Below are 22,797 nucleotides of genomic sequence, written 5' to 3' on the forward strand. Positions count from 1 at the left end.
CCTCCTCGCCACGCCGCAGTTGGGGTAGGACCGTATGATGACGTGGACACGGGAGACATTGCGGGCAGAGATCATCCAGCTCCTGGAGGGACACACGGCCGGCGAGGTGAAGATCGAGGAGTCGAGCCATCTCGTCGCCGATCTCAGCCTCGACTCGCTCGGGGTGATGGAGATCGTCGCGGATATGGAGGATAAGTTCGACCTCTCGATCCCCGACGACATGTTGCGCGAGGTCGACACGGTCGCCGACGTCGTCAAGGCCATCGAGCTCCGGCTCAAGAACGAAGGAAGGCTCTCGGGATGACGGCTGTTTGGAAAGCGCGGACGGTCGCACAGGCGATCGAGGACGCAGCGGCGAGCACGAAGACGGGCTATCGCTTCATCGAGGAGTCGAGCGAGAACGAGCCGTTCTTCACGCACGGCGGCATCGAGCGGGCGAGCGCGCGCATCGGCGGCGCGCTCCAGGCGCTCGGGCTGGAGAAGGGCGATCGCGTCGCGTTGATCCTGCCGGACAACGCCGACTTCATCTTCGCCTTCCTGGGCGCGATCCGCGCGGGCGTCGTCCCGGTGCCCATCTACCCGCCGACGGGCCTCGGCAAGCTGACCGGCTACCTCGAGAACACGCTGCACATCGTCGCGAAGAGCGGGGCCAAGGTCCTGCTCACGAGCGGCGAGATCAAGCGCATGCTCGGCACGATCCAGGCGCAGGCGCCGGAGCTCCAGCAGATCGTGGCGGTGGAGGGCATCCGGGGCTCGCGCGAGGAGCTCAAGCCGGTGAAGGTCGAGCTCGACGACGTGTGCTTCCTGCAGTTCACGAGCGGCTCGACGTCGCGGCCGAAGGGCGTGGTGCTCACGCACGCGAACCTGGCCGCGAACGTGCGGGCGATCGTGGAGCTCGGCCTGGCGGTGCGCGAGTCGGTGGACACCGGCGTGTCGTGGCTGCCGCTCTACCACGACATGGGGCTCATCGGCTTCGTGATCGCGCCGCTCTACCACGTGAACACGGTGACGTTCCTGCCCCCGCTCCTGTTCCTGAAGCGGCCGGTGCGCTGGCTGGAGACGATCACGCGCCACCGGGGCAACGTGTCGTTCGGGCCGAACTTCGCCTACGCGCTCTGCGTGAAGCGGATACGGGAGCAGGAGATGGCGGGGCTCGACCTGTCGACGTGGCGGGTCGCCGGCTGCGGCGCCGAGCCGATCCGCGCGGACAACCTGCGCGCCTTCGCCGAGAAGTTCGCGCCGGTCGGGTTCGACGAGAAGGCGTTCGTCTGCTCGTACGGCATGGCCGAGAGCACGCTGGCGGTGTCGTTCAGCGCGCTCGGGACCGGGCTGCAGACCGACGCGGTGGACGGCGAGACGCTCTGGAAGGAGGGCAAGGCGGTGCCCGTGCCGGCCGAGAGCGACGGGGCGTCGTCGCTCGTGCAGTGCGGGTCGGCGTTCGAGGGGCACGAGATCGCGGTGTTCGCGTCGGACGACGCGGAGAGCGCGCGCCCGCTCGGCGACCGCGAGGTCGGGGAGCTGCGGCTGCGGGGGCCGAGCGTGATGCCCGGGTACTTCAACGAGCCGGACCTGACGAAGGAGGCGTTCGCGGGCGGCTGGCTGCGGACGGGCGATCTCGGGTACCTCGCGGAGGGCAAGGTCTATATCTGCGGGCGCTCGAAGGAGGTCATCATCGTCAACGGGCGCAACTACTACCCGCAGGATCTCGAGTGGGAGGCGAGCCGCGTCGCCGGGGTCCGGAAGGGGAACGTGATCGCGTTCGGGACGATGAAGCCGCACAACGACCGCGAGCGGGTGGTCATCGTGTTCGAGACGACGGCGTCGGACGAGCAGGAGAAGCAATCGCTGAGGGGCGAGGTGCGCCGCGTGGTGCAGCAGGCCATGGGGCTCACGGTCGACGACGTGGTGGCGGTCGGGGCAGGCGTGCTGCCGAAGACGTCGAGCGGGAAGCTCCAGCGGAGCAAGACGCGGGAGCTCTACGAGAACGGGGAGCTCCTGATCCGGAGCTCGTCGCGCGACGGGGACCGGCTGGACGCGGCCAAGGAGTTCGCCAAGAGCCAGATCAACTACTTCCGGCACGCGATTTTCCGCGGGCGCGGGGGGTGATCCGGGGGGCAGCGGGGATCTGAACCGCAGGGGCCGCCGGAGGGGGCAGGGAGCGCGTGCGGCGCGCGTGGGGCCCCGCCGGACTCGCACGCGCCCTGAACCTTACCCTGCGGGTAAGGCTCAGGGCGCGTGCTCAGACATCGGCCCGTCCCCACGCGCGCCGCACGCGCTCCCTGCCCCCTCCGGCGGCTCGAGGGCGCCAGGGAGGCGCTGCGCGGCGGCTTGCTGGAGAGTGGTGGTTTGCTAGATAGCGACGGCTGTTCGTGCGGCGGCTCTCGGTGAAGCGGGCGGGCGCGAAGGCGTAGCCGCTGGTGCGGGGGGCCGTTATCGTCGGCGGCCGGAGGGCGATCCATGCCTGCTTGGCTCAATCAGCTGCTGCCGATCCTTCTGCTGCTCGCGGCCATCGCGGTCGTCATGCGGCGGCTGCCGAAGATCGACCTCGGACACTCGGAGGAGTTCAAGCGCCGGCGGCTCTTCAACTGGTTTCCGCTCGGGCTCACCTACGCCTTCCTCTACATGGGGCGGTACAACTTCTCCGCCAACGCGTCCGCGCTCGACGCGATGCAGCTCGTCAGCAAGCAGGAGTTCGGGAACATCGACGGCTGGGGCTCGACCGTCTACGGGGTCGCCTTCCTGCTGAACGGGCCGCTCACCGACCGGTGGGGCGGGCGCGCCACCATCCTCCTCGCCGCAGGCGGCTCCGCGCTCATGAACCTGCTCATGGGGGGCGCCGTCCGCCTCGCCCAGGATGGACAGCTCGGCCACGACGCGGCCGTCACCGCCATGACCGCGCTCTTCGCCGGCAACATGTACTTCCAGAGCTTCGGCGCCGTATCCATCGTCAAGGTGAACGCGCCCTGGTTCCACGTCCGCGAGCGCGGGATGCTCGGCGGTGTCTTCGGTATCCTCATCTCGCTGGGGCTCTATTTCGCCTACGACTGGAGTCGATTCATCGCCAGACACCTGCCGATGCCGTGGGTCTTCTACGTCCCCGCCCTGCTGCTGCTCGGCTTCCTCGTGCTCGACTTCTTCGTCATCCGCGACACGCCTGGCCAGGCGGGCTTCCAGGACTTCGATACGGCCGACGCTTCCTCGGGCGACACCGGCGAGCGCCTCGGCGCGATCGAGGTCGCGCGGCGCATGTTCTCGCAAAGGGTCATCTGGATCATCGTCGCCATCGAGTTCTGCAGCGGCTTCCTCCGCAACGCCGTCATGAAGTGGTACCTCATCTTCGCCGACAAGACCGGCCTCAAGGGCTTCGTGTCGACGCACTGGGGCGTGCTCCTCTGCATCGCCGGCATCCTGGGCGGCGTCTTCGCCGGCTTCATCTCGGACCACGTGTTCGAGTCGCGCCGCGGCCCCGTGGCCTCCGTGCTGTACGCAGGGCTCGTGATCGGCGCGGTGATCGTCATCTTCACGCTGAGCCTGCCCATCGCGGGGTGGACCGTCGTGTTCATGTCCCTGTGCGTGATCGGCGTCCACGGCATGCTCTCCGGGACCGCGAGCATGGACTTCGGCGGAAGGAAGAACGCCGGCGTCGCGACAGGCATCATCGACGGCTTCGTCTACCTGGGCACGGCGGCGCAGTCGTTCCTCTACGCCAGCATCCTGCCCTCGGGCGACGCGGCGAAGGACCCGGGGAACTGGATGCCATGGCCGGTCGCCATGCTCCCGGTCGCCCTCGTCGGCTTCGCGCTGGCGACGCGCGTGTGGAACGCGAGGCCCCAGAGGCAGGCGGCGGCGCACTGACGCGCGGCTCTCGCTCCGGCGCACGGAGGCGCGCCCTCATCCGACCCCACCGGTGCGATCGAGGGCGGCCCTGCCGCTACAGGATGATCGGCTCGCAGTTCGTGTACTTGAGCGTCGAGATCATGAACGTCGATCCGCCGCTGCGGCGCTCCGCGAAGAAGATGTCGAGCGGGTAGTCCTTCCCGAGATCGAGGCCGAGATCCTCGGCCATCGCGTCGAGATCGAGGGTGTCGAACATGGCGCCGTGGACCCCGCCCAGATCCATCACCAGCTGATTGTTGATGAACACCCAGATGTCGTCGTCACCGCCGAAGATGAAGTCGTCCCCGCCCCTGTACCTGAAATTCATGTGGAGCTCGAACGTGAAGCCGTAATTGTGGTCCCTGTCCTGGTTGCCCCAGCCTTTGCCGTCGATGGGGAAGAACTCCCTGCTGGAGAAGAGACGAAACTCGCCATCGCTCACGTCGAGGGGGACGACGAACCGGATCGAACGGTTGACCCTCGGGACGTCCCGGAACCATTGCTCGAAGTACTCGGGCCCGGTCGTGTACTCCGTGGCCCCCGCGTGGGCGTACACCGGCTTCTGGTCAGGGCCGAGCACGGGCTCGACGAGCCCCGGCAAACCCGTGCCCTCGAAGTGCTCGAAGTCCGGGTGCCCGCCGGGCGTGTCGTAGGCCTTGAAGTCGCGCACCACCCCTTCGAGCCGCGGCGCGCAGCCGGCTTGCCCGCCGCTCGAGGAGGACGCGCCCGGGAAGGAGCCGCCGGCGGCCGGCGAGAAGTCGCCGCCCAGGCCGGTCCCGGAGGAGCCGCCCCCCGTCCCGGAGAGGTCGATGGTTTTCCCGATGATCTCGGGGGTCGCGGTGCACGCGGCGAGCGCGAACGCCGAGAGAAGGAAGGCTAGCGATAGAGGAAGACCTGACACGGCACGGCTCATCTTCAGCGGCGCCTATAGCATATCGGGTCGACTCGCGCCCGCGCGCGTCAGCGGTTCTCGGCTGCGACTGAGACACCGTCCCCCGTCTCTCCTCCCCGTCTCTCCTCCCCGTCCTCCGTCTCCGTGCGCGTCCTTCGTGCGCGTGCGCGTGCGCGATTCGCCGGAATCAGCGCGCACGCGCACGGAAGAGCAAAGACGATAGACGGAGACGGAGACGGAGACGGAGACGGAAGACGGGGACGAGAGACGGAGAACGGTGTCTCAGCTAAAAACCGCTCCAGCCCGCCGAGGCGCGACGTCCTCGGCTCCGTTCAGCCCGCCTCGTCCTCCGGCCCATCGAAAACGCCCCGGTACACCTCGTCGAGCGGGAGCCTGCACCCGATCGACGCGAGCTCCGCGACGCCGCTCTCCCGCACGTCGTGGAGCGTCCAGGTGCCATCGTCGTTGCGACGCAGGACCTCCACCCGCCGCCGCTGGTACGAGACGAGCACGTACTCGCGAAGCGACGGGATCATCTGGTAGTGGGCGAATTTCTCACCGCGGTCGTATGCCTCGCTGTTCGGCGAGAGCACCTCGACGACCATGACCGGGTTCAGGAGGCTGTTCTCGTCCTCCGGATCGCGCTCCAGCCGACCGCACACCACGCTGACGTCCGGGTACGTCGAGAGCCCTGTCGCCTGGACGCGCACGCGAACATCGGAGTTGTAGACACGGCAGCGTCGATCGACGAGCTGGCCGCGGAGCACGCTGGCCACGTTGACCGCCATGAGCCCGTGCTCCGGCGTGCCCCCGGCCATCGCGAAGATCTCGCCGTTCACATGCTCGTGCTTCGCCTCGCTCGCCTGCTCGTGGGCGAGGTACTCGGCGAACGTGAACGTCCGCTTCCGCGCGGGCTCGGCCATGATCAACCTCTTCCCTCATAGCGTACTGCGATGCCGCGCGCCGGGCGAGCCGCAGGAGCCGCCATCACCACCGGTCCTCGATCGCCTCCACCCGCACCTCGCACGCGTCGTCCCCCCGCAGCGGCGACTTCGTCTCCTGCACCCGGAACCGCGTCCCGATCTTGAACAACCCCCCGTACGTCTCCGCGTCGATCGGCCGCTCCGTCCCGAAATCCACGCGGTGCAGCAGCTGCATGATCGCGAGCGCCGTCCCCTGCTGGAACAGGAGCCGCGGCCGCGCCGTGGACCCGTGCTTCATCGCGTAATACGCGCTCTCGTGCGTGATCGGCGCCCGCAGCACCAGCACCCGGCCCGGCTGGAACTCGGGCGCGGAGAGCGCCCCCCACCCGAGCGCGCGGGCGAGCCCGAGCAGCTGCTCCAGGCGCCCGTGCTGATCCCGGCCCACCGGACCGCACATCGCCTCGAACGACGCCGACGCGAGCATCCCCCCGAGCAGATGGAACGCGCCCGTCTGCGCCGCCTCCCGCACCAGCGCCTCGAACACCGGGACCAGCTCCGGAGACCGCCGCTCGATGAGGTGCACCGTGTCGAACGTCTTCTGATCGATGTACCCCACCGGCAAGAGCGCCAGGTTCACGCCGTACGCCGAGATGAGCCCGCGCTCGTCCGACCGCTGCGCCCCGAGCTCCTCCAGCATCGCGTCCCCCGTGCGCTGCGCCCGCGCCTCGGGGCCGCTCTCGGGCTCCCAGCTCACCCGCGCCGACTCGACCACCTTGCGCGTCAGCGCCTCGCCGAAGCGCGGCCGCTCCGAGCGCCGCGCCAGCAGGAAGGTGCAGGCCGCATCGCCCCGCGCGACGCACGTCACCTCGTCGGCGTCGAGCCGACCCCAGTCCGACGGGAACGCGAGGCTCGCCGCCGCCGAGCAGTAGCCGGACGCGAACGCGTCCACGGCCAGCCGGTTCTGGATCCGACCGCCGTACTTCGCGTGGAAGCTCGTGCCGTGGAAGAGCGCCTCCGCCTGCACCGCGCCGCCCTCGGCGCTCAGCTCGAAGCGCAGGCGCCCCTGCCCCATCGCCGCGAACAGCTCGGCCGCGAGCTCGAGCTTCTCCTCCGGCGAGGCGCCGTGGCGCGCCGCGTACAGCGGGCCGAGCAGCGCGTGCGCCGCCTCGAACGCCGCCTGCCGGCGCACGCCGCGGCTCTCGCCGCCGAGCGCGTCGAAGATCGTCTGCTCCAGGAAGAGCGCGAAGTGGTGCGAGTGCGCGATCACCAGCTGGTCCGCCACGTGGAGCAGGCAGTGCGGCGCGATCGGCCCGAGCAGATCGCCGAGCGGCCCGTCGATGCGGCCCCGCAGGCCGCGCCGGAGCGCCGTCACAGGAGCCTCCGCAGCGCGGCGCGCTCCAGGCCCAGGATGTCCGCCACCGCCGTCTCGATGAGCACCGTCGCCTCCGCCCCCAGCTCGCCAGGATGATCGAGCGCGAGCGGCGTCAGCCCGGCGCGCAGGGCGAGCCGCAGCCGCGCGACGTGCGGCTCCGGCGCGCGAGCCTCGAGCAGCGCGAGGAGCCGCTCGATCCGCGCGGCCTCGGCCGACGGCGGGTCCGCCGGCGGCGGCGTCCCCCCGGTCCGGCGCGCCGGGATGCTCGACGAGCCCCGCGGCGGCGCGGAGCGCGCGACGCCCCGCACGAGATCGTCCACCGTGTCCGCGCTGAGCGCCTCCTCGAACAGCCCCGGCGGGTCGCTCAGCATCTCCTCGGGCGGCTCCTCGAGCGGCAGCTCGGGCGCGAGCGCCGCGGCCAGCCGCTGCGCCACGAGCCGCGCCATGCCGAGCGGCATCGTGGCGTCGAACAGGCTCGCGACCACGCACGCGCGGACGCGGCGCAAGAGGACGGTCCGGCCGCTCAGCTCCAGGGTGACCACCGGGTCCGGCAGCTCCTCCCCGCGGCCGTGCGAGCCCGGCGGCTTGCTCGACGACCGCGCGCCGCGGCCGCGGCTCGAGCGGGCCGACGCCTCGCGCTCCGGGACGAGCCGCTGCGCGGCGAGCTGGCTCCCGAGGTACGCGTCGCGGAGCCCCGCGGCGACGTCGCCCGGCGAGAGGGCCGCGCCCTCGCGGACGAACAGGGCGTGGACGCGCGCGTCGCTGAGGTGGAACACGACGATCGCGTCGAGGCCGTCGACGCCGTAGCCGATGCTGTCGAGCGCGATCGGCGCGAGCGGATCGTCGTCGTCCAGCGCGCCCGCGACGGCAGCGATCTCACGGTCGAGCGAGGCCTCGCCGTACTCCTCGCTCACCCGACGACCCCGACCGCGGCGTCGAGCGCGTGCCGGCACGCGATGCGGACGGCGTGCGCCTCGCGCGGCATGAGCGGGACCGCGCGCATCAGGCCGACGATGTACGCGGCCGAGCGCGCCTGGAACCCGATGAGCTGGAAGAACGGCCCGTCGCCGACGCACAGCTCGAACCGCTGCGACGGCGCGCCCGGCAGCGCCGCCACGAGCGAGCCGATCGCCGACGCGATGAGGCCCGAGGCGGCGAGGCGCGCCTCGGTGTCGCGGATCGCGCCGGCGAACGGGAGGCCGGCCGCGTCCGCGAGGAAGACGTCGGTGGCGCCGGTCGCCTCGGCGATCCACTCGACCACCTTCTCGCAGCGCGCGAGCGGCCCGCCCGCCGCGGCGAGGTCCGGGAAGCGCGGCGCCGCGCGCCCCGCCGCGAGCGCCTCGACGGCGAGGTCGAGCCGATCCGCGAGCGGCTCGCGCGCCGCCACGAACGACGCCGACGAGGCGGGCGACGGCAGGTCGAGCGCCTGCCGCGCGTCGCCGTCGTCGGCCGACGGGGGCAGCGCGCTGCGCAGGCCGAGCGCGCCGCCGGCGCCCACGCTCGACATCGGCGAGAGGTCGCTCGACGGCGCGAGCTCCTCGAACGACGGCGACAGCGGCGCCGCGGACACCGGCTCCACGTCCGCCCGCGCGGTCGGCGGCGGCCGCGAGTCGAACGACACGAGCGGCGCGCCCGCGGGGGCGATCGACGGCGCCTGCCGCTTCCGCGGCTTCGGCTGCTTGACGAGCGCCGCCGCGGTGAGGACGGCGCCGTCGAGGTCAAAGGAGGAGCGAGATCGGGCCATCGTCATCGTCCGGCGAGGTGGGCTCCAGGCGAACCAGCACGTCGTTCGCGAGCTGGTCGAAGACGCGCGCGAGCGGCGGAGGCCGCTTCTGCATGAGCAGGAGCGGCGCCCCGCGCAGGGACGCCTCGAGGAACGCCTCGTCGCGCGGGATGACGGTATCGAGGATGATCCCGTCGGGGAACCGGGTCCAGAGCGCCTCGGCGACGTCGAGCGACGCGGGCGCCTGCCGATCGAACATCGACAGCACCATGCCGAGCAGCGAGAGCCGCGGGTTCTTCTCGGCGCGGACGCGATCGATCACCGCGAGCAGCTGGCCGACCGACCGGAGCGCGAGCGGCTCGGCCTGGAGCGGCAGGAGCGCGTGCGTCGCGACCTCGAGCGCGCGCGTCGTGACCTTGCCGAGCCCCGCGGGGCAGTCCACGACCACGAGGTCGAAGTCCGGCGCGATCCTCGCGAGCACGCTCGGGAGCACGGGCCCGCGGGCGAGCGCGTCCTCGAAGCCCGGGACCGTCGTGGGGTCGACCCGGCCGACCGTGAGCACCTGGAGCTGCGGATCGCGCGTCCGGAGCAGCACCGACTCGAGGCGCTCGGCGCCCGTGAGCAGCTCCGCCACGCCAGGCCGCGCGCGGTCGGCGAGCCCCAGCGACAGCCCGAGGCTCCCCTGGGCGTCGAGCTCGAGGATCAGCGCGCGGTGACCCGCGCGCGCAAGGGCGAGCCCCAGGTTGAGGGATATCGTGGTCTTCCCCACGCCGCCCTTCTGGCTCGCGACCGCAATGACGTACATGGACTCCCCGACGGCGCGCAGTGCCGGCGCCCAGGGGGCATCCTAACAGGACGGACGCCGCCAGGGGCTAGAGCAGCGAGATCCGCTTCATCAGCGTGCCGCAAAGATCGCTCTGCGGGTTGCGCTCGCGCTCGATCGCGAGGCCGGCGCGGAAGATCTTGTCGGCGCTCTCGAGGTTGCCGAGCACCACGTGGCAGAGCCCGAGGAGCTCGTGATCGCCGGGATCGCCGTGGATCGAGACGAGCTCGGTCAACGCGGGCACCGCGGCGCGGTGGGCCTCGATCATCGCCTCGGTCGGCGTCGACGGGACGCCCTTGGCGAGGATCATGAGCCGCAGGACCTGCCGCTGGTCCTCGGGTCGGTGCTTGAGAAACTCCGGCTTCTGGAAGAGATCGCGGTAACCCCGGTAGGCAGCGTCGAGATTGCCCCCACGCGCGTGGGTGACGATGGACTTGACCGCCTGAACGAGCGCCTCATTCGCCATGACGAGACGATACACGGGCCGGCGCCCCGCGGGGAGGCCGCCGCTGCACCGCCGGCGCGCCGCGCGCGTCCGCCGCGCGTCCGTCGCGCGTCCGTCGCCACCGCTCGCACACGCGCGCCCATGCGCGATTCGTCCGCCGTTTCGCCGCCGTCGTGTCGCCGTCGTTCGCGGCCTCTTCCGTGCGCATCCGTCGCCGTCGCTCGCGCCCGCTCCGAAGTGCCGGGCGCGGCGGGGCGTCGCTTGCGGCGCCGCTGTGCGCCGTGGTAGTCGCCTGGGGCTCAAGTGCCCATGCGCGCGTCCCGCTGGCTCTTCGCCTGCTGCCTGTCGACCCACGCGCTCGCCGCGCTGGCCGCGCCGGCGGCGCTCGCGCAGCCCGAGCCGCCGCCCGACGCGGCCGTGGCGCCGCAGATCCTCGAGCACGTGGACCCGGTGTACCCGCCCGAGCGGCTCGCCGAGGGCGTCGACACGACGGTCACGCTGTTCGTCACGGTCGAGAAGGACGGCACCGTCAGCGACGCGGCCGTGGCCGAGTCCGGCGGCGCCGGCTTCGACGAGGCGGCCATGAGCGCCGTGCGGCGGTGGCGCTTCTCGCCGGCCATGCGCGGCGGCGCGCCGGTGCGGGCGCGGATCCGGGTGCCGTTCCACTTCGCGCCCGGCCCCCACGAGGCGCCGCCCGAGCCGGCGCCCGCGACGCTCGACGCTCCGGCGGCGCCCCCGCCGCCCGCGCCGCCGGCGCCGAAGCCGGTGGAGTTCGCCGGGGGCGTCGCGGGCCCGCACGCCGTGGCCGAGCCCGGCAAGCCGATCGAGATCCACGTGCAGGGCCGCCCGAACCCGCCGCGGCGCGCGACGAGCGACTTCCGGATCGGCCGCGCGGCGCTCACCGCCGCGCCGCACGCGAGCGCCGCCGACCTGCTCCGCACGGCGCCCGGCGTCCACGTCGCGCACCCCGAGGGCGAGGCGGTCGCGCAGCGCATCTTCCTCCGCGGCTTCGACGCCGATCACGGCCAGGACATCGAGCTCCGGGTCGGGCCGATCCCGCTGAACCAGCGCTCGCACGTCCACGGGCAGGGGTACGCGGACCTCAACGTGGTCATCCCGGAGGTGGTGCGGTCGCTGCGCGTCGTCGAGGGCGTCTACGACCCGCAGCAGGGCGACTTCGCGGTCGCGGGCAGCGCGTACTTCGACCTCGGCGTCGAGGAGCGCGGGCTCCTGCTCAAGGGCACGCTCGGCTCGTTCGGCGCGCGGCGGCTGCTCGCGATCTGGGCGCCGGAGGCGCAGTCGGAGGACACGTTCGGGGCCGCGGCGGTGCGCGCCACGGACGGCTTCGGCGACGGCACGCGCGGGGCGCTCTCGGGCGCCGCCGTGGGCCAGTACCGGATGGTCCTGCCGGACGAGTTCTCGCTGCTGCTCCACGTGGCGGCCCACGGCAGCCGCGCGAACCTCGCGGGCGTGCTCCGGCGGGACGACATCGCGGCGGGGCGCGTCGGCTTCTACGACACGTACCGCGACCCGTCGGCTCGCTCGCAGTCGGCCGCGTCGACGCGGCTCCAGGTCGGGCTCCTCGCCGAGCGGGCGGACGACGACGGCTCGCAGAAGAGCGCCTGGCTCTGGGCGATGACGTCCGGGTACCGGAGCCGGATGAACTTCACCGGCTACACGCAGCGCTCGCGCGTGCGGCCCGCGTGGGCCGGCCGCGGCGATCTCATCGAGCAGTCGAACGAGGACGCCGCGCTCGGCGGGGGCCTCGCCTACCGCACGCCGCGGATCCCGCTCGCCTCGTGGCTCACCGGCCAGATCGCCGTCGGGGCCGAGGCGCAGACCGACGGCATCGACCAGGCGCAGAACCTCCTCCAGCCGCCGCAGAACGAGACGTGGGACCGGCGCGTCGACGCGTCGATCCGGCTGACCGGGATCGGCGTCCATGCCGACGCGCTGCTCGAGCTGTCGCGGTGGGCGCGCCTGCGCGGCGGCGCGCGCGCGGACGTGCTCGTCTTCGACGTGGACGACCGCCTCGGCAACTTCATCCCGGCGTTCCAGAAGGAGACGCACATCGAGGGGTTCCGGCGCACGGCGGCGGGCGTCGCGCTCGGCCCGCGGGCCACGCTGGAGGTCGACCCGCTGCCCGAGCTGCGGCTCTCCGCCGCGTACGGCCACGGCTACCGCTCCCCGCAGGCGCGGCAGCTCGAGGAGGGCGAGAACGCGCCGTTCGCGACCGTGAGGAGCTACGAGGTCGGCGCGACCCTGCGCCCCGTCAGCGGCCTGAGCGCGACCGCGGCCGCCTACGAGACGCGCCTCTCCTACGATCTCGCGTTCGACGCGGCGGAGGGCGGCCTCGCGCGCATCGGCCCGACGACCCGCCGCGGGCTCGTCGTCTACCTGCAGGCGGCGCCGAGCCCGGCGCTGACCGCGGGCGTGAGCGCGACCTTCGCCCACGCCACGCTGGACGCGCCGCCGCCGCCGACGCCCGAGAACCCGACGCCGCCGTACGTCGAGGGGCAGCAGCTGCCGTTCGTGCCGCCCGTGGTGGTGCGCGCCGACCTCTCGGTGAAGCGGCCGCTCGTCACGATCGCCGGCCGGCCGATCGTGGGGCGGCTCGGCTACGGCGCGACGTACCTCTCGCCGCGGCCGCTGCCGTACGCGCAGGCCGCCGCGCCGCTCCTCGTGATGGACGCGTCGCTCTCGCTCCGCCGTAGCCTGCGCGCGGGCGGCGACCCGGCGCAGGAGGGCCCCTGGATCGAGGTCGGCCTGGAGGCGCAGAACCTCCTCGACGCCGAGCACGCGGACACGGAGTACTCGTTCGTGTCGAACTGGCAGACCACGCCGTTGCCGTCGGCGCTGCCGGCGCGCCACATCAGCGCGGGGCCGCCGCTCACCCTCCTCGGCAACGTGACGCTCTCGCTATGAACGCCCGCAACGACCGCCTGGCCGCCCGCTGCATGCTCGCCCTCGCGCTCTCCGCGGCGCCGGCGCTCGGCTGCGCGGGCACCGGCCAGCCGGAGGTCTCGTACCTCGCGGTCGCCGAGCCCGCGCCGCCCGGCGAGATCGCCGCGGGCGCCTGGACGGTGGTGCTCGACGAGGCGTCGGTCGCCTTCGGACCGGTGCAGTTCTGCGCGGCCGAGTCGGGCTCGGCGACGCTCTGCGGCACCGCCATCGCCGAGCTGCTCTCGATCGTGCGCGTCGACCTGCTCGATCCCGGGCCGCAGCGGCTCGGTCGGGTCCGCGGCTTCGAGGGGGAGATCCGGAGCGCGTCGTTCGACTACGGGATCCACTGGTTCTTGACCGAGGCCGCGCCGGTGCGGTCGCCCGAGGCGCCCGGCGGCCACTCGGCGCACCTGCGCGGGCGCGCGACGCGGGGCGCTGACGTGCTCGAGTTCGTGGCCGACGTCGACGCGGTGCCGCAGTTCCAGGGGCAGCGCGCGGTCCCGAGCGTCGCGGCCGCGGCGACGGTCGGCGCCGAGGCGGTGCGCCTCGCGGTCCGCTTCGACGTGGGCGCGTGGGTCGCCCGGGTCGACTTCGACGCGCTGGCCGAGGAGGCTGCCGGTAACGGCGCCGGCGGCGAGGGCGCCGGCGGCGAGGGCGCCGGCGGCGAGGGCGCCGGCGGCGAGGGCGCCGGCGGCGAGGGCCCTGGCGACGGCGGAACGCTCCGGGCGGTGATCGCGCCGGGATCGCGCGCGCACAACGCGCTGGTGATCGCCATGACGGCGCAGAGCCCGCCCGAGCTCGTCTGGTCGAGGTCGCCGTGAGGGGTCGCCGCGGCGCCGGCGCGAGGGCGCGCGCGCCGCGGCCGCGGCGGCCGCTCCCACGGCGGGCGCGCCCTCGCGCGGGCTCCAGCGCGCGCGGCCTGGTGCTGCTCGCGCTCCTCGCGCAGCTCTGCAGCCTGACGCACGCGCTCTTCGTCCGGCACGCCCGCTGCGAGCACGGCGAGCTGGTCCACGTGGGCGCGCTGGTCCACACCGGCCACGCCGTGGGTGCCGCCCGCGCCGCGCCGCGCGCCGAGGCCGCAGCGCCGCAGCAGGCAGAAGGGCCGGCGCCCGGCCCCGGCGATGAGGCCGCCGAGCAAGGCGCGCTCCGCCACCTCGACGACGATCACTGCGACGCGTTCGCGCTGCGCGGCCAGCTCGGCGCGCCGGTTCACCGGGTGGCGGAGGCCACCCTGCTCGAGGTGCTCTGCCTCGACGCGCTCCGGCCCTCGCCGGAGGTCCGCCCGATCCCCTTGCTGATCCTGGCGCCGAAGAGCTCTCCGCCCGCGGCCTGATCGGCGAGGCGACAGGGTGATGCGAGCGCGGCGCGCGAGAGCGCGGGATTGCGCTCGCCGGGCGCGCTCGTGCGCGCTCGTCCGGATTTCCAACGATTCGAGGAGCATTGATCATGCAGAGAACGGGACAGGCAAGCATCGTGGCCGCGGCGGCCGCGCTCACGCTGATCGCGGGTTGCGGCGACGACGGCGCGGGGTCCGGGACCGGCACCGTACAGATCTTCGTGGAGCCGGAGGACACCATCCCCGAGGGCCTCGAGCCCGGCACGGGGGAGGAGAACATCGCGGACGGCTGGAAGGTCACCTACGATCGATTCCTCGTGACCATCGGCAACGTGCGCGCGGCGCGCTCGGACGCGCAGGAGACGCTGAGCGATCCCTCGGTGTTCGTGCTCGACCTCAAGAACGCTCCGGCCACGCGGTACGTGATCGCGGAGTTCGAGGGCGTGAGCGCCGTGCGCTGGGACCGCTTCGGGTTCGACCTCCCGAACGCGCGGGCGGGCGCGAAGACGCTCGCGCCGACCACCGAGGCCGACGTCGCTTTCATGGTCGAGAACGGCTACTCGGTGTTCTTCGAGGGCTCCATCGAGAAGGAGGACGGCGAGTCGTGCCCGCCTTCCGGGGAGTGCGTCCCCGCGAAGGAGGTGCGCTTCAGCTGGGGTCTCTCGGCCGGCACGTCGTTCGACGACTGCGCGACCGAGGACGAGCTGCCCGGGTTCAGCGTTCCTACGGGCGGGACGATCGCGGTGAAGCCGACCATCCACGGAGATCACTGGTTCTTCGACAATATCACCGCGGGCGTGGAGCTCACGAAGCGCTACGCGCAGTACATCGCCGACTGCGACATCGACGGCGACGGCGAGACGACGATCGAGGAGCTCAAGAAGGTGAAGGTCGCCGACGTCTTCGGCCAGGAGTACAACCTCGCCGGCGCCCTCGGGGAGATCGAGACCGCGTACGATTACGTGGTCGCGCAAGCGCGCACGCTCGGCGACTTCCAGGGTGATGGCGAGTGCCCGAGGCGCGCGCTGCTCCCGTGATCGGCTGACGGTGCCCCGGCCGCGCCGGTCACGGCCGGCGCGGCGCGCCTGGGCCTCGTGTCAGCGGGTCATCGAAGGAACGTCCGTACGCATCGGTAAGTGGAAGTGACGCCGCCGCCGTGGCTCACGAAAATCGAGTCTCGTGAGAGGAGACTCGACGCCTCAATAACTCAGCTTGAGCCCGGCGCAGGAGAGCAGCGCGGGGCGGCCGGTGCGCCCCACCTCCGTGCCCGCGACCGCCAGGACGGCTCCGTCGCGAGCAGGACGACGTCGAGCTGCGCCAGCGCGGTGAGCTCGGGCGTGATGCGGACCCCGAGGCCGCCTCCCAGGGCGACCCCCGCCGTGACGAAGTCCTCGTGCCTCCCCTCCGCCGGGAGGCTCGCCTGGCCGTCGATCGAGGCGTGATAAGCCCCCACCCCGAGCGCGATCACGGGATAGAGCCGCGCCGCTTCCGCGTCGAAGGCGTAGGCGAGCCCCAACGTCGCCAGCGTCTGCCGCAGCGTCACGCTGCCCTCCGGCGCGTCGAGGCGATGTTCGAGGATCCCTGGAACGAAGGTCGCTCGCAGCGAGAGGCGCGCCGCCAAGGCATGCTCGACCCGGAGATACATCGAGGAGACGCCCCCGAGCTCGCCGATGAGGTGCGCGGAGCCTGCTTCGAGGCTGTCCCGGCGTCGCTCGGCCCCGCGGGGCGCCGCGTTGGCCTCGTGAGGAGCGCGCCGCTCGGGCAAGGCAGAGCCGCCCCCGGCCGGCTCGTTCGCCGACCCGGCGGCCTCCCGCGCCGTCCGGGCATCCGCCTGCGCCGCCCCGGCGGTCTCCTTCGCCATCCCGGCGGTCTCGGTCCCCTTCGCCGGCCCGGCGGCCTCCTTCGCCGGCTCGGCGACCGCTCGCTCGGCCGGCGGCGACGCCTGCGCGATCCACCGCGCGATCTCGGGCGGCAGCTCCCGCCTGCGCGCGCCGATCACCTCGACCAGGCTCGCGCGAAGCAGCTCGGCCGAACGCACGGCGAGATCGCTCACGGCGTTGGTCACTTCCGGGTCGCCGAGCTCCACGCGCCGGACGACGGTCTTCTTCATCACGTGGTCGGCGACCCAGATGTCGGCCGCCGCGCCGCGATCGGACTCGAGGATCGCGATGGCCGCGAGCGTCCCGTCCGCCGCCTCGACCTGCGCGCGCCCGTCGGTGCCCGACGTGCCCTCGGCGGAGCGGACCGAGAAGCCCACCGCCCGCAGCTCACCGGTCAGGCGGACGGTGGCCTCCTCGACGACCTTTCCGGCGCGCGGCGGGCGCACCACGACCAGATGGAAGCCCTCCTCGGCGCTCGCCTCGCAGGGCATGAGGAGCGCCGCGCACAGGGCGAACGCGAGCCCCCACCCCCTCATGGAGGGCCGAGGATCTCCGCCGCGGCGCCCGCGAACGCCCCGTGCGGGTGCCGCGCGAGGTATTCCTCGGCGACCGGCCGGGCCGCGTCTTTGCCACGAGAGGTGCGCGTCACGAGCATCTTCCGCCCGAGCGCCTCGGCCGCGAGCGGTCCACCGGGCGACTCGGACAGGTACCGCTCATACCAGGAGATCGCCTCCGCGGGCGAGCTCGCCTCGACCATGCGGCCGAGGAGGAACGCGGCCGAGCGCGCCTCGGGCGAGCCGGCGAAGCGCGAGCGCTCGGCGAGCAGCGCGCGCCGGGCCAGGTCGTTCCGCCCCGTGTAGCGCGCAGCGTCGGCCAGCGCGGCGATCTCGGGCAGCGGGCTGGCGTCGATGGTCGCGTCGAGGCCCCGGGCCTCCGCGTCCGCGATGGCCCCGGCGAAATCGCCCCGGGCCACGCGCTCGCGGTAGCTCTGCGGGACCGTCGCGGCCGCCGCCGGCGCATCGCCCCTCGCCGGCGCATCGCCCCTCGCCGGCGCAGCGGGCTCCGGCGCCTCGGCCACGGCGGGCGCATCGACCCTGGCCGCTGCGTCGGGCTCGGCTGGAGCGTCGGCCGGAGCGCCGTCCTCGGGCGCAGACGCATCGATGTCGGCCCTCGGACCTACGATCGTGAGCTCGCGGCGGCCGGTGTCGGCGACCAGGCGCTGGCCGCCGTGGAGCGTGACGCCGCCCCACACGAGCGGACCGCGGACCGCGACCGAGCCGCTCTCCATCGTCAGCTGCGCGCCGCCGGGCGGAGCCAGACGAGCCCGAGGATCGCGAGCAGCGGCGCGAGCGCGGCGGGGATGAGCCAGCCCCGCCGCGGCGCGAGCGGCAGCACGGGCCGCTCGACCTCCTCGATGCGCCGCGCGCGCCCGCGCGCGAGCGCGGCGTCCGTCCGCGCGACCGCCCCTGCCTCCCGCGCCAGCGCCGTGAGCCGCTGAAGGGCGACCTCCGGCGGAACCTCGGGCTTCGGCTCAGCCATCGCTCGCCTCCTCCGCGGGCGCGACGTAGGCGGCGAGGAGCGGATCTCGCTCGGCCATCGCGTGGACGCGCGCGGTCACCTTGGCCAGGTGGCGCTTGGCCGTGGCCAGCGACATCCCGCTCGCCTGCGTGGTCTCGGCGAGCTCCAGCCCCTCGATGTGGCGCAGCACGAAGAGCAGCCGCGCCCGGTCGTCCAGCGTGTCGAGCATCGCGTAGAGCCGCGCGACCGCCTCGCGCGCGCCCTCGTCGACGCCCGCGACGGGCTCGTCGGGCAGCACGCCGCTGTCGGTGAGCGAGAGCCATCGCCGGAACCGCCGGCGCCGCAGCGCCGATCGCGCCACGCGCACGGCGATGCCGAGGAGGAACGGGCGCAAGGCCGCGGGATCGCGCAGGTTCTTCACCTCGCGGAAGAACTGCAGGAACGTCTCCTGGGCGTGGTCCTCGACGTCCCCGCCCGGGCCGAGCACGCGGCGGAGCAGGCCGTGCACCAGCGCCCCGTAGCGGTCCCACACGGCGCCGGCGGCGCCCGGCTGCCCCTCGGCGGCCGCGCGGGCGAGGCCGGCGTCATCCAGGTCGGCCAGGGGGCTCGCGCGGACGAGCGTGAGCCGGGGGGCGAGGGCTGGGCTGGACAGGAGCACGGGAGCTGAAATAGGTGGTCGCAGGGCGGCCCGGGTGGCTCACAAAAGCGACGAGGGGCGATCGCCCGCCGCTGCCGCGCGGGGGGGCTCCGGTGGCTGTTCCTCGATCGGGCTTTCGCCGGCCGCCATGGCACACTCAGGGCACGATGCAGGCAGCGACCAAGATCCAGATCACGATCCCGGTGGATCGTCGCGTCGAGCTGAAGCTCCCGGAGGACCTGCCCGTGGGTCCGGCCGAGGTGATCGTCCTCGTCTCGCTGCCGAACGCACCGGCGGACCCGCTGGCTGGCGAGGAAGGCCTGCTCGACGCCGAGGCCGAGATGGCGCTCGATCAGGATGGCCGTTTCCGCACGGACGGCGGGCTCGTCGTCTTCGAGGCGAAGCTCGCTCCCGAGCTCCAAGGCGAGCTGGACCCTCAGAAGCGATAAGCGCCTTCAACGGCCACGCCGGCAAAGGCATCGCGCCGAGCATGCGGCACACCGAGATCGATCGCGCACCGTACCGCACGCGGCGACGGTATCTCCGGCGAGCGCTCCGCGTCAATCTGCGCTGCGGCTCGCGGCCTGCGAGCGCGCGGGACGCCGCTCTCGACCGCGAGGGGTCGTGTCCTCCGTGGCGGCCGTGTGCTGCGCTGTACTGGTCGATCTGTCCGATGTGGAGTGAAGGCCAGTCGGATCGTGGCGGAGCTGCCTCCGGACTACAGTGGAAGCGCTCCCGACCGCAGCCCGGACCTCTCCAGATTGCAGCCCGGACCCCTCCAGATTGCAGTCCGGACCCCTCCAGATTGCAGTCCGGACCCCTCCAGATTGCAGTCCGGACCCCTCCAGATTGCAGCCCGGACCCCTCCAGATTGCAGTCCGGACCCCTCCAGATTGCAGTGGAGACGTGATCTAGCAGCCATCATGGCGCCCGGAATGCGGTCGACGGCGCCGGGGCGAAGAGAGGGGTTCGCCGGCGCGTTCGTGCGCCGGTGGCATGGTGGTCTCGACCGGCAGCGCGGCTAGAAGTCGCCCGCGTCGCCGTCCTCCTCCTCGCCTTCCGGCGCGGCCTCCTCCGGCGCGGCGTCCTTCTTCTTTCGCTTGAGCGACGTGAGCCCGAGCGTGACCTGCGCGCGCGTGCCGAACACGCCGCGGAACGTCGTGGCCCAATCGTTGTACCAGAGCCGGAGCGACTCGAGCGCGGCGAGCTGAGCCTCCTTGGCCTTCGCGATCTCCTCCCGGCGCAGGGCGGGCGTGGCCCTGTCCGGCGTCCTGTGCTCCTCCGCGGCGGCGATCAGCCGGCGCATCGCCTCGATCTTCTTCGGCGTGAGGCCGCGCTCGCCGAGCGTCTCGTACAGCTTCCGCGCGCCGGGCTCGGCGCTCGACGCGAGCTCGTCGACGCGGTTCAGGAACGTCTTCACCGAGTCCACCACGGCGGGGCTGAGCGGCTGCTGCGCGAGGTCCTTGAAGAACGCGGCGGCGAACCGATCCGCGCTGTCGCGCGGCAGCACCCGCGGGATGAGCGCCCGCATCCGCGGGAACCAGAGGTTCTCGAACGCGTCGATCTCCTGGAGAAGGCGCATCCGCTCCGCGGAGACGCCGGCCGCGACGTCGCGTTGATCGCTCTCCGCCAGCCAGTGCTCGAAGCGGCGGTTCTTGCCGGAAGCCGTGGTGTACAGCTCCCATCCGAGATCGTGCTCCTTCTGCGTGTACCCGTGGCGCCGCGCCCGATCGAGGTATCTCGGGATGTTGAAGAGCAAGGTGTGGACACGTCCGAGGAACGCCGTGGTCACGGCGTCGAGCTCCGTCGGCGTGGCTTCGTCGAGCGCCTCGTCGAGCGGCGCGGCCTCGGTGCGCTCAGCTTTGGATGCCTTTGGGGACTTTGATGTCTTGGGGTTGCCCATGAGATCCTCCAGCGAGGCAAGCTATACGGACGGACAAACCCATGTCACCCGCGGCGTGCGTCGGGAACGTGCCGTACACGGGGCTGCGGCGCCGGGGGTGAACCGGCCGCTCGCGCGGCGACTCTGCACCTGACGGAAAGATAAACATAAGGCGCGGCGGAGCCGACAGGGAAAGAGCGCTTCGCCTCGGGCCCGGATGGAGGTAGCGAAGAGGACGCGCCCCACGAACGGGGCGAGCCTCCCCTGAGCCCCCGATTGAGACCATGCGAAGCTCGCTCTACACGCTGATCCCCGTGCTCGCGCTGCTGATGGAGAGCTCGGCGATGGCCGCGCCGCCGCCCGCCGAGCCACAGGAGCCGGCCGCACAGCGGCAGATGCGCGCGCAGGCCGGGCGCCTCGTCGGCGGAGGTCACCTCGCGGAGGCGCGGGACGTTCACCTGTCCTTGTGGCGGGTGGGCCGGCGCCCGCTGGACGCGTTCAACGTCGGGACGCTATCGCAGCGGATCCGGGACTACCCGACGGCGGCCGAGTACCTGACGCTCTGGCTGGGCCTGGTCGGGTCGCCGGAAGCGCCGAGAGGCCCGGCGCCGTGGACCGAGCAGGACCGGCAGAAGCACGCCCAGGCGCGCGTGGATCTCCAGGCGGCGCGCGAGCACGTGGGCGCGCTGGAGATCAACGTGAGCGATCCGGGCGCCGAGGTCCTCGTCGACGGCCGGCGGGTCGGCCTGTCGCCGCTCAGGGCCCCGGTGTTCGTGTGGCCCGGACAGCATCGGGTGAGCGCGCGGCTCGGCGGCGCTCGGAAGGAGGAGCTCGTCACCGCGACGGCGGGCGGCGAGCACACGGTGCGGCTGGTGTTGCCGGCATCGCCCGCCGAGGCGCAGATCGACGGGGCCCGCGGCCCTCGCAGCGCCGCCGGGGCGCCCTCTTTGGCCCCACCATCGCCGGGGCCGGGCCCCGCGCGTCGATGGCTGACCGTGGGCGGGCTGGCCGCCACCTCGGCCGCGCTGGTCGTCTTCGGGGGGATCGCGGCCGGCGTGGCCGGCGGCGCGGCCGAGGAACGCGACGCGGCCCTCGCGCGGGTGCAGGCCGACAGCGTGAGCGGCTGCCCCGGCGGCGCCGCCTGCGGCCAGTTCACGGACGCCGACGGGCGCGCGAAGACCTGGACGGCGCTCTCGGCCGGCGCGTTCGTGGGGGCCGGCCTGAGCGCCGCGGGCGCGGCGGCCGCCTACCTGCTCCTGCCTGCCGGTCCGGTTCGCGTCACGACCGGGGGCGCCGGCGTGCAGCTCGCCACGTCCTGGTAGTAGCGCCGGAGCCGCGAACTTTTGGAGAGCGGACGTCGGAATGAGAATCTAGGGGCGCTGCCAACAATGCGCACTGCGACGCCGTATCGGTCGGAGCTGAGCGGTTCCGGGAGATCGCTTCTCCGGTTGTCTGGTAATCTGCCGGCCCATGTCGAGGAGGCTCGGTGCGGGAGGGGTGCTCGTCGTGAGCGCGGCCCTGTGGATCGCGTGCGCCGGTGAGACGTCCGTGAGCGTGGACGACCTCGAGGGGCGCCGCTGCGACGCGCGGGACGACTGCGCGACGCACCTCGGCCTCGATTGCATCCGTGGAGCCTGCCTGTGCCCGACCCCGGGGGACAGGGTGTGCTGCCTCCAGGATGAGGAGCCGTGCGGGCGGGAGTGCCGCCCCGCGAGCGAGTGCGCCGTCGCGCAGGACGCCGGGGCCACGCCTGGGGCCCCGACGACGTGCGACACGCCTGAGGACTGCCCCAAACCCAGCAACCGGCAGTGTGGCATCGCAACGTGCGACGACGGTGTCTGCGGCCTTGATATCGTCCCCGAGGCTCGAAGCCAGCGCGAAGGCGACTGCGCCGTTCGCAAGTGCAGTGAGACAGGCAGGGGATACGACGTACCAGATCCCGACGATGTGTTCAACGACGGTAACGAGTGCACGATCGATCATTGCGATCCGATCTTCATGACGAGGATACACGCGCCTGTCGCCAGAGGTCCGTCGCCAGAGAGCTCTGGTTTCTGCGACGGGAATGGGCAGTGGACCGAGTGCTTGCATGACGACGACTGCGGACACCCGGAATTTGTATGTTCCGACGCGGGCTCGTGCGTCCTGCGCCACTGTGAAGACGGCTTGTTCGATTCGTTGCTCGGCGAAACTGCTCTTGACTGCGGCGGCCCCTGCGATCCGTGCCCGTCGGGGCAGCCATGCGACACCGGCACGGACTGTGAGGAGCGTGTATGCAACACTGGCCATTGCGCTCGCGCGGTGTGCGATGATGGCCAGCAAAACGGCGCCGAGACCGGCATCGACTGTGGAGGCCCCTCGTGTGATCCGTGCCCAGCCGGGCAAGGGTGCGCATCACACGTCGACTGCACGAGCGGAGTTTGCCGTCGCGGCAAGTGCGCCGCCCCATCGTGCGATGATGGCGTGGAGAACGGCAGCGAAAGCTCGATCGACTGCGGCGGCCCCTGCCACTGCGAAACCGACACAGGACAAGACCCGTAGTGAGCG

General features: G+C 72.8%; 21 protein-coding genes. 9 read left to right on the plus strand and 12 right to left on the minus strand.

Annotation, left to right across the window (positions count from 1 at the left end; translation table 11 throughout):
* Positions 1 to 34 precede the first annotated feature (34 nt).
* From WME98_RS12235 to WME98_RS12245, 3 genes are all read left to right on the plus strand, one after another.
* A complete protein-coding gene (locus WME98_RS12235) occupies positions 35 to 304 on the plus strand; it encodes an acyl carrier protein (RefSeq protein ID WP_129579187.1) in 270 nt (89 codons plus the stop codon).
* Complete coding sequence (locus WME98_RS12240) at positions 301 to 2,106, plus strand: fatty acyl-AMP ligase (protein WP_437951492.1); 1,806 nt, start codon at positions 301 to 303, stop codon at positions 2,104 to 2,106. Before WME98_RS12235 ends, WME98_RS12240 begins: the two co-directional genes overlap by 4 nt.
* A 351-nt stretch (positions 2,107 to 2,457) precedes the next feature.
* Positions 2,458 to 3,855 (plus strand): MFS transporter, encoded by a 1,398-nt coding sequence (locus WME98_RS12245; protein WP_437951493.1) that lies wholly within the window; start codon positions 2,458 to 2,460, stop codon positions 3,853 to 3,855.
* A gap of 76 nt (positions 3,856 to 3,931) precedes the next feature.
* Here the strand turns inward: WME98_RS12245 and WME98_RS12250 are convergent, their stop codons facing one another.
* The 7 genes from WME98_RS12250 to WME98_RS12280 form a co-directional block, all read right to left on the minus strand.
* The gene (locus tag WME98_RS12250; RefSeq protein ID WP_437951494.1) at positions 3,932 to 4,777 is read right to left on the minus strand and encodes a fibro-slime domain-containing protein; all 846 of its coding nucleotides are present in this window, start codon (positions 4,775 to 4,777) and stop codon (positions 3,932 to 3,934) included.
* Positions 4,778 to 5,100: 323 nt separating this feature from the next.
* Positions 5,101 to 5,691 (minus strand): Uma2 family endonuclease, encoded by a 591-nt coding sequence (locus WME98_RS12255; protein ID WP_437951495.1) that lies wholly within the window; start codon positions 5,689 to 5,691, stop codon positions 5,101 to 5,103.
* 64 nt (positions 5,692 to 5,755) lie between these two features.
* Positions 5,756 to 7,063, minus strand: coding sequence for a hypothetical protein (locus WME98_RS12260; protein WP_437951496.1), 1,308 nt, complete (start codon positions 7,061 to 7,063; stop codon positions 5,756 to 5,758).
* Positions 7,060 to 7,977 carry a hypothetical protein gene (locus WME98_RS12265; protein ID WP_437951497.1) on the minus strand — a complete coding sequence of 306 codons (918 nt, stop codon included), beginning with the start codon at positions 7,975 to 7,977 and terminating at the stop codon, positions 7,060 to 7,062. The genes WME98_RS12260 and WME98_RS12265 overlap by 4 nt, the downstream gene beginning before the upstream one ends.
* Positions 7,974 to 8,807, minus strand: a complete 834-nt coding sequence (locus tag WME98_RS12270; protein ID WP_437951498.1) for a hypothetical protein — start codon at positions 8,805 to 8,807, stop codon at positions 7,974 to 7,976. Before WME98_RS12270 ends, WME98_RS12265 begins: the two co-directional genes overlap by 4 nt.
* A complete protein-coding gene (locus tag WME98_RS12275; RefSeq protein ID WP_020740128.1) occupies positions 8,782 to 9,591 on the minus strand; it encodes a ParA family protein in 810 nt (269 codons plus the stop codon). Before WME98_RS12275 ends, WME98_RS12270 begins: the two co-directional genes overlap by 26 nt.
* Positions 9,592 to 9,658: 67 nt before the next feature.
* Entirely contained in the window at positions 9,659 to 10,075 is a 417-nt protein-coding gene (locus WME98_RS12280; protein ID WP_129579198.1) for a hypothetical protein, read from the minus strand.
* Positions 10,076 to 10,363: 288 nt separating this feature from the next.
* Here WME98_RS12280 and WME98_RS12285 point away from each other — a divergent pair, with 288 nt between their 5' ends.
* From WME98_RS12285 to WME98_RS12300, 4 genes are all read left to right on the plus strand, one after another.
* Positions 10,364 to 12,979: a TonB family protein gene (locus WME98_RS12285; RefSeq protein WP_437951499.1), complete on the plus strand. Its 2,616-nt coding sequence runs from the start codon at positions 10,364 to 10,366 to the stop codon at positions 12,977 to 12,979.
* The gene (locus WME98_RS12290; protein WP_437951500.1) at positions 12,976 to 13,818 is read left to right on the plus strand and encodes a hypothetical protein; all 843 of its coding nucleotides are present in this window, start codon (positions 12,976 to 12,978) and stop codon (positions 13,816 to 13,818) included. The genes WME98_RS12285 and WME98_RS12290 overlap by 4 nt, the downstream gene beginning before the upstream one ends.
* A gap of 101 nt (positions 13,819 to 13,919) precedes the next feature.
* The gene (locus tag WME98_RS12295) at positions 13,920 to 14,330 is read left to right on the plus strand and encodes a hypothetical protein (protein ID WP_437951501.1); all 411 of its coding nucleotides are present in this window, start codon (positions 13,920 to 13,922) and stop codon (positions 14,328 to 14,330) included.
* Between the two features lie 113 nt (positions 14,331 to 14,443).
* Positions 14,444 to 15,370: a hypothetical protein gene (locus WME98_RS12300; protein WP_437951502.1), complete on the plus strand. Its 927-nt coding sequence runs from the start codon at positions 14,444 to 14,446 to the stop codon at positions 15,368 to 15,370.
* A gap of 170 nt (positions 15,371 to 15,540) precedes the next feature.
* On the opposite strand, the gene WME98_RS12305 is transcribed toward WME98_RS12300, so the two are convergent.
* Genes WME98_RS12305 through WME98_RS12320 form a run of 4 tightly spaced genes read right to left on the minus strand, consistent with a single transcriptional unit; the run spans position 15,541 to position 18,389 of the window.
* Entirely contained in the window at positions 15,541 to 16,749 is a 1,209-nt protein-coding gene (locus WME98_RS12305) for a hypothetical protein (RefSeq protein WP_437951503.1), read from the minus strand.
* Positions 16,746 to 17,501 carry a tetratricopeptide repeat protein gene (locus WME98_RS12310; protein ID WP_437951504.1) on the minus strand — a complete coding sequence of 252 codons (756 nt, stop codon included), beginning with the start codon at positions 17,499 to 17,501 and terminating at the stop codon, positions 16,746 to 16,748. Before WME98_RS12310 ends, WME98_RS12305 begins: the two co-directional genes overlap by 4 nt.
* Before the next feature lie 2 nt (positions 17,502 to 17,503).
* Positions 17,504 to 17,752, minus strand: coding sequence for a hypothetical protein (locus WME98_RS12315; RefSeq protein ID WP_437951505.1), 249 nt, complete (start codon positions 17,750 to 17,752; stop codon positions 17,504 to 17,506).
* Entirely contained in the window at positions 17,745 to 18,389 is a 645-nt protein-coding gene (locus tag WME98_RS12320; RefSeq protein ID WP_437951506.1) for an RNA polymerase sigma factor, read from the minus strand. Before WME98_RS12320 ends, WME98_RS12315 begins: the two co-directional genes overlap by 8 nt.
* A 146-nt stretch (positions 18,390 to 18,535) precedes the next feature.
* Here WME98_RS12320 and WME98_RS12325 point away from each other — a divergent pair, with 146 nt between their 5' ends.
* Positions 18,536 to 18,817, plus strand: a complete 282-nt coding sequence (locus WME98_RS12325; RefSeq protein ID WP_437951507.1) for a hypothetical protein — start codon at positions 18,536 to 18,538, stop codon at positions 18,815 to 18,817.
* 572 nt (positions 18,818 to 19,389) lie between these two features.
* Here WME98_RS12325 and WME98_RS12330 read toward each other — a convergent pair.
* Entirely contained in the window at positions 19,390 to 20,271 is an 882-nt protein-coding gene (locus tag WME98_RS12330; RefSeq protein ID WP_437951508.1) for a hypothetical protein, read from the minus strand.
* 263 nt (positions 20,272 to 20,534) lie between these two features.
* Between WME98_RS12330 and WME98_RS12335 the strand changes: the two genes are divergently transcribed.
* A complete protein-coding gene (locus WME98_RS12335) occupies positions 20,535 to 21,572 on the plus strand; it encodes a hypothetical protein (RefSeq protein ID WP_437951509.1) in 1,038 nt (345 codons plus the stop codon).
* Positions 21,573 to 22,797 lie beyond the last annotated feature (1,225 nt).

Origin of the sequence: Sorangium sp. So ce296 (assembly GCF_051529605.1) — a bacterium.
Taxonomy (GTDB): Bacteria; Myxococcota_A; Polyangia; order Polyangiales; family Polyangiaceae; genus Sorangium; species Sorangium cellulosum_D.

Coding starts and splice junctions, on each gene's coding strand:
- WME98_RS12235 (WP_129579187.1), top strand. CDS start 35: ATGATGACGTGGACACGGGAGACATTGCGGGCAGAGATCATCCAGCTC.
- WME98_RS12240 (WP_437951492.1), top strand. CDS start 301: ATGACGGCTGTTTGGAAAGCGCGGACGGTCGCACAGGCGATCGAGGAC.
- WME98_RS12245 (WP_437951493.1), top strand. CDS start 2,458: ATGCCTGCTTGGCTCAATCAGCTGCTGCCGATCCTTCTGCTGCTCGCG.
- WME98_RS12255 (WP_437951495.1), bottom strand. CDS start 5,691: ATGGCCGAGCCCGCGCGGAAGCGGACGTTCACGTTCGCCGAGTACCTC.
- WME98_RS12270 (WP_437951498.1), bottom strand. CDS start 8,807: ATGGCCCGATCTCGCTCCTCCTTTGACCTCGACGGCGCCGTCCTCACC.
- WME98_RS12275 (WP_020740128.1), bottom strand. CDS start 9,591: ATGTACGTCATTGCGGTCGCGAGCCAGAAGGGCGGCGTGGGGAAGACC.
- WME98_RS12280 (WP_129579198.1), bottom strand. CDS start 10,075: ATGGCGAATGAGGCGCTCGTTCAGGCGGTCAAGTCCATCGTCACCCAC.
- WME98_RS12285 (WP_437951499.1), top strand. CDS start 10,364: ATGCGCGCGTCCCGCTGGCTCTTCGCCTGCTGCCTGTCGACCCACGCG.
- WME98_RS12290 (WP_437951500.1), top strand. CDS start 12,976: ATGAACGCCCGCAACGACCGCCTGGCCGCCCGCTGCATGCTCGCCCTC.
- WME98_RS12300 (WP_437951502.1), top strand. CDS start 14,444: ATGCAGAGAACGGGACAGGCAAGCATCGTGGCCGCGGCGGCCGCGCTC.
- WME98_RS12305 (WP_437951503.1), bottom strand. CDS start 16,749: ATGAGGGGGTGGGGGCTCGCGTTCGCCCTGTGCGCGGCGCTCCTCATG.
- WME98_RS12310 (WP_437951504.1), bottom strand. CDS start 17,501: ATGGAGAGCGGCTCGGTCGCGGTCCGCGGTCCGCTCGTGTGGGGCGGC.
- WME98_RS12315 (WP_437951505.1), bottom strand. CDS start 17,752: ATGGCTGAGCCGAAGCCCGAGGTTCCGCCGGAGGTCGCCCTTCAGCGG.
- WME98_RS12325 (WP_437951507.1), top strand. CDS start 18,536: ATGCAGGCAGCGACCAAGATCCAGATCACGATCCCGGTGGATCGTCGC.
- WME98_RS12330 (WP_437951508.1), bottom strand. CDS start 20,271: ATGGGCAACCCCAAGACATCAAAGTCCCCAAAGGCATCCAAAGCTGAG.
- WME98_RS12335 (WP_437951509.1), top strand. CDS start 20,535: ATGCGAAGCTCGCTCTACACGCTGATCCCCGTGCTCGCGCTGCTGATG.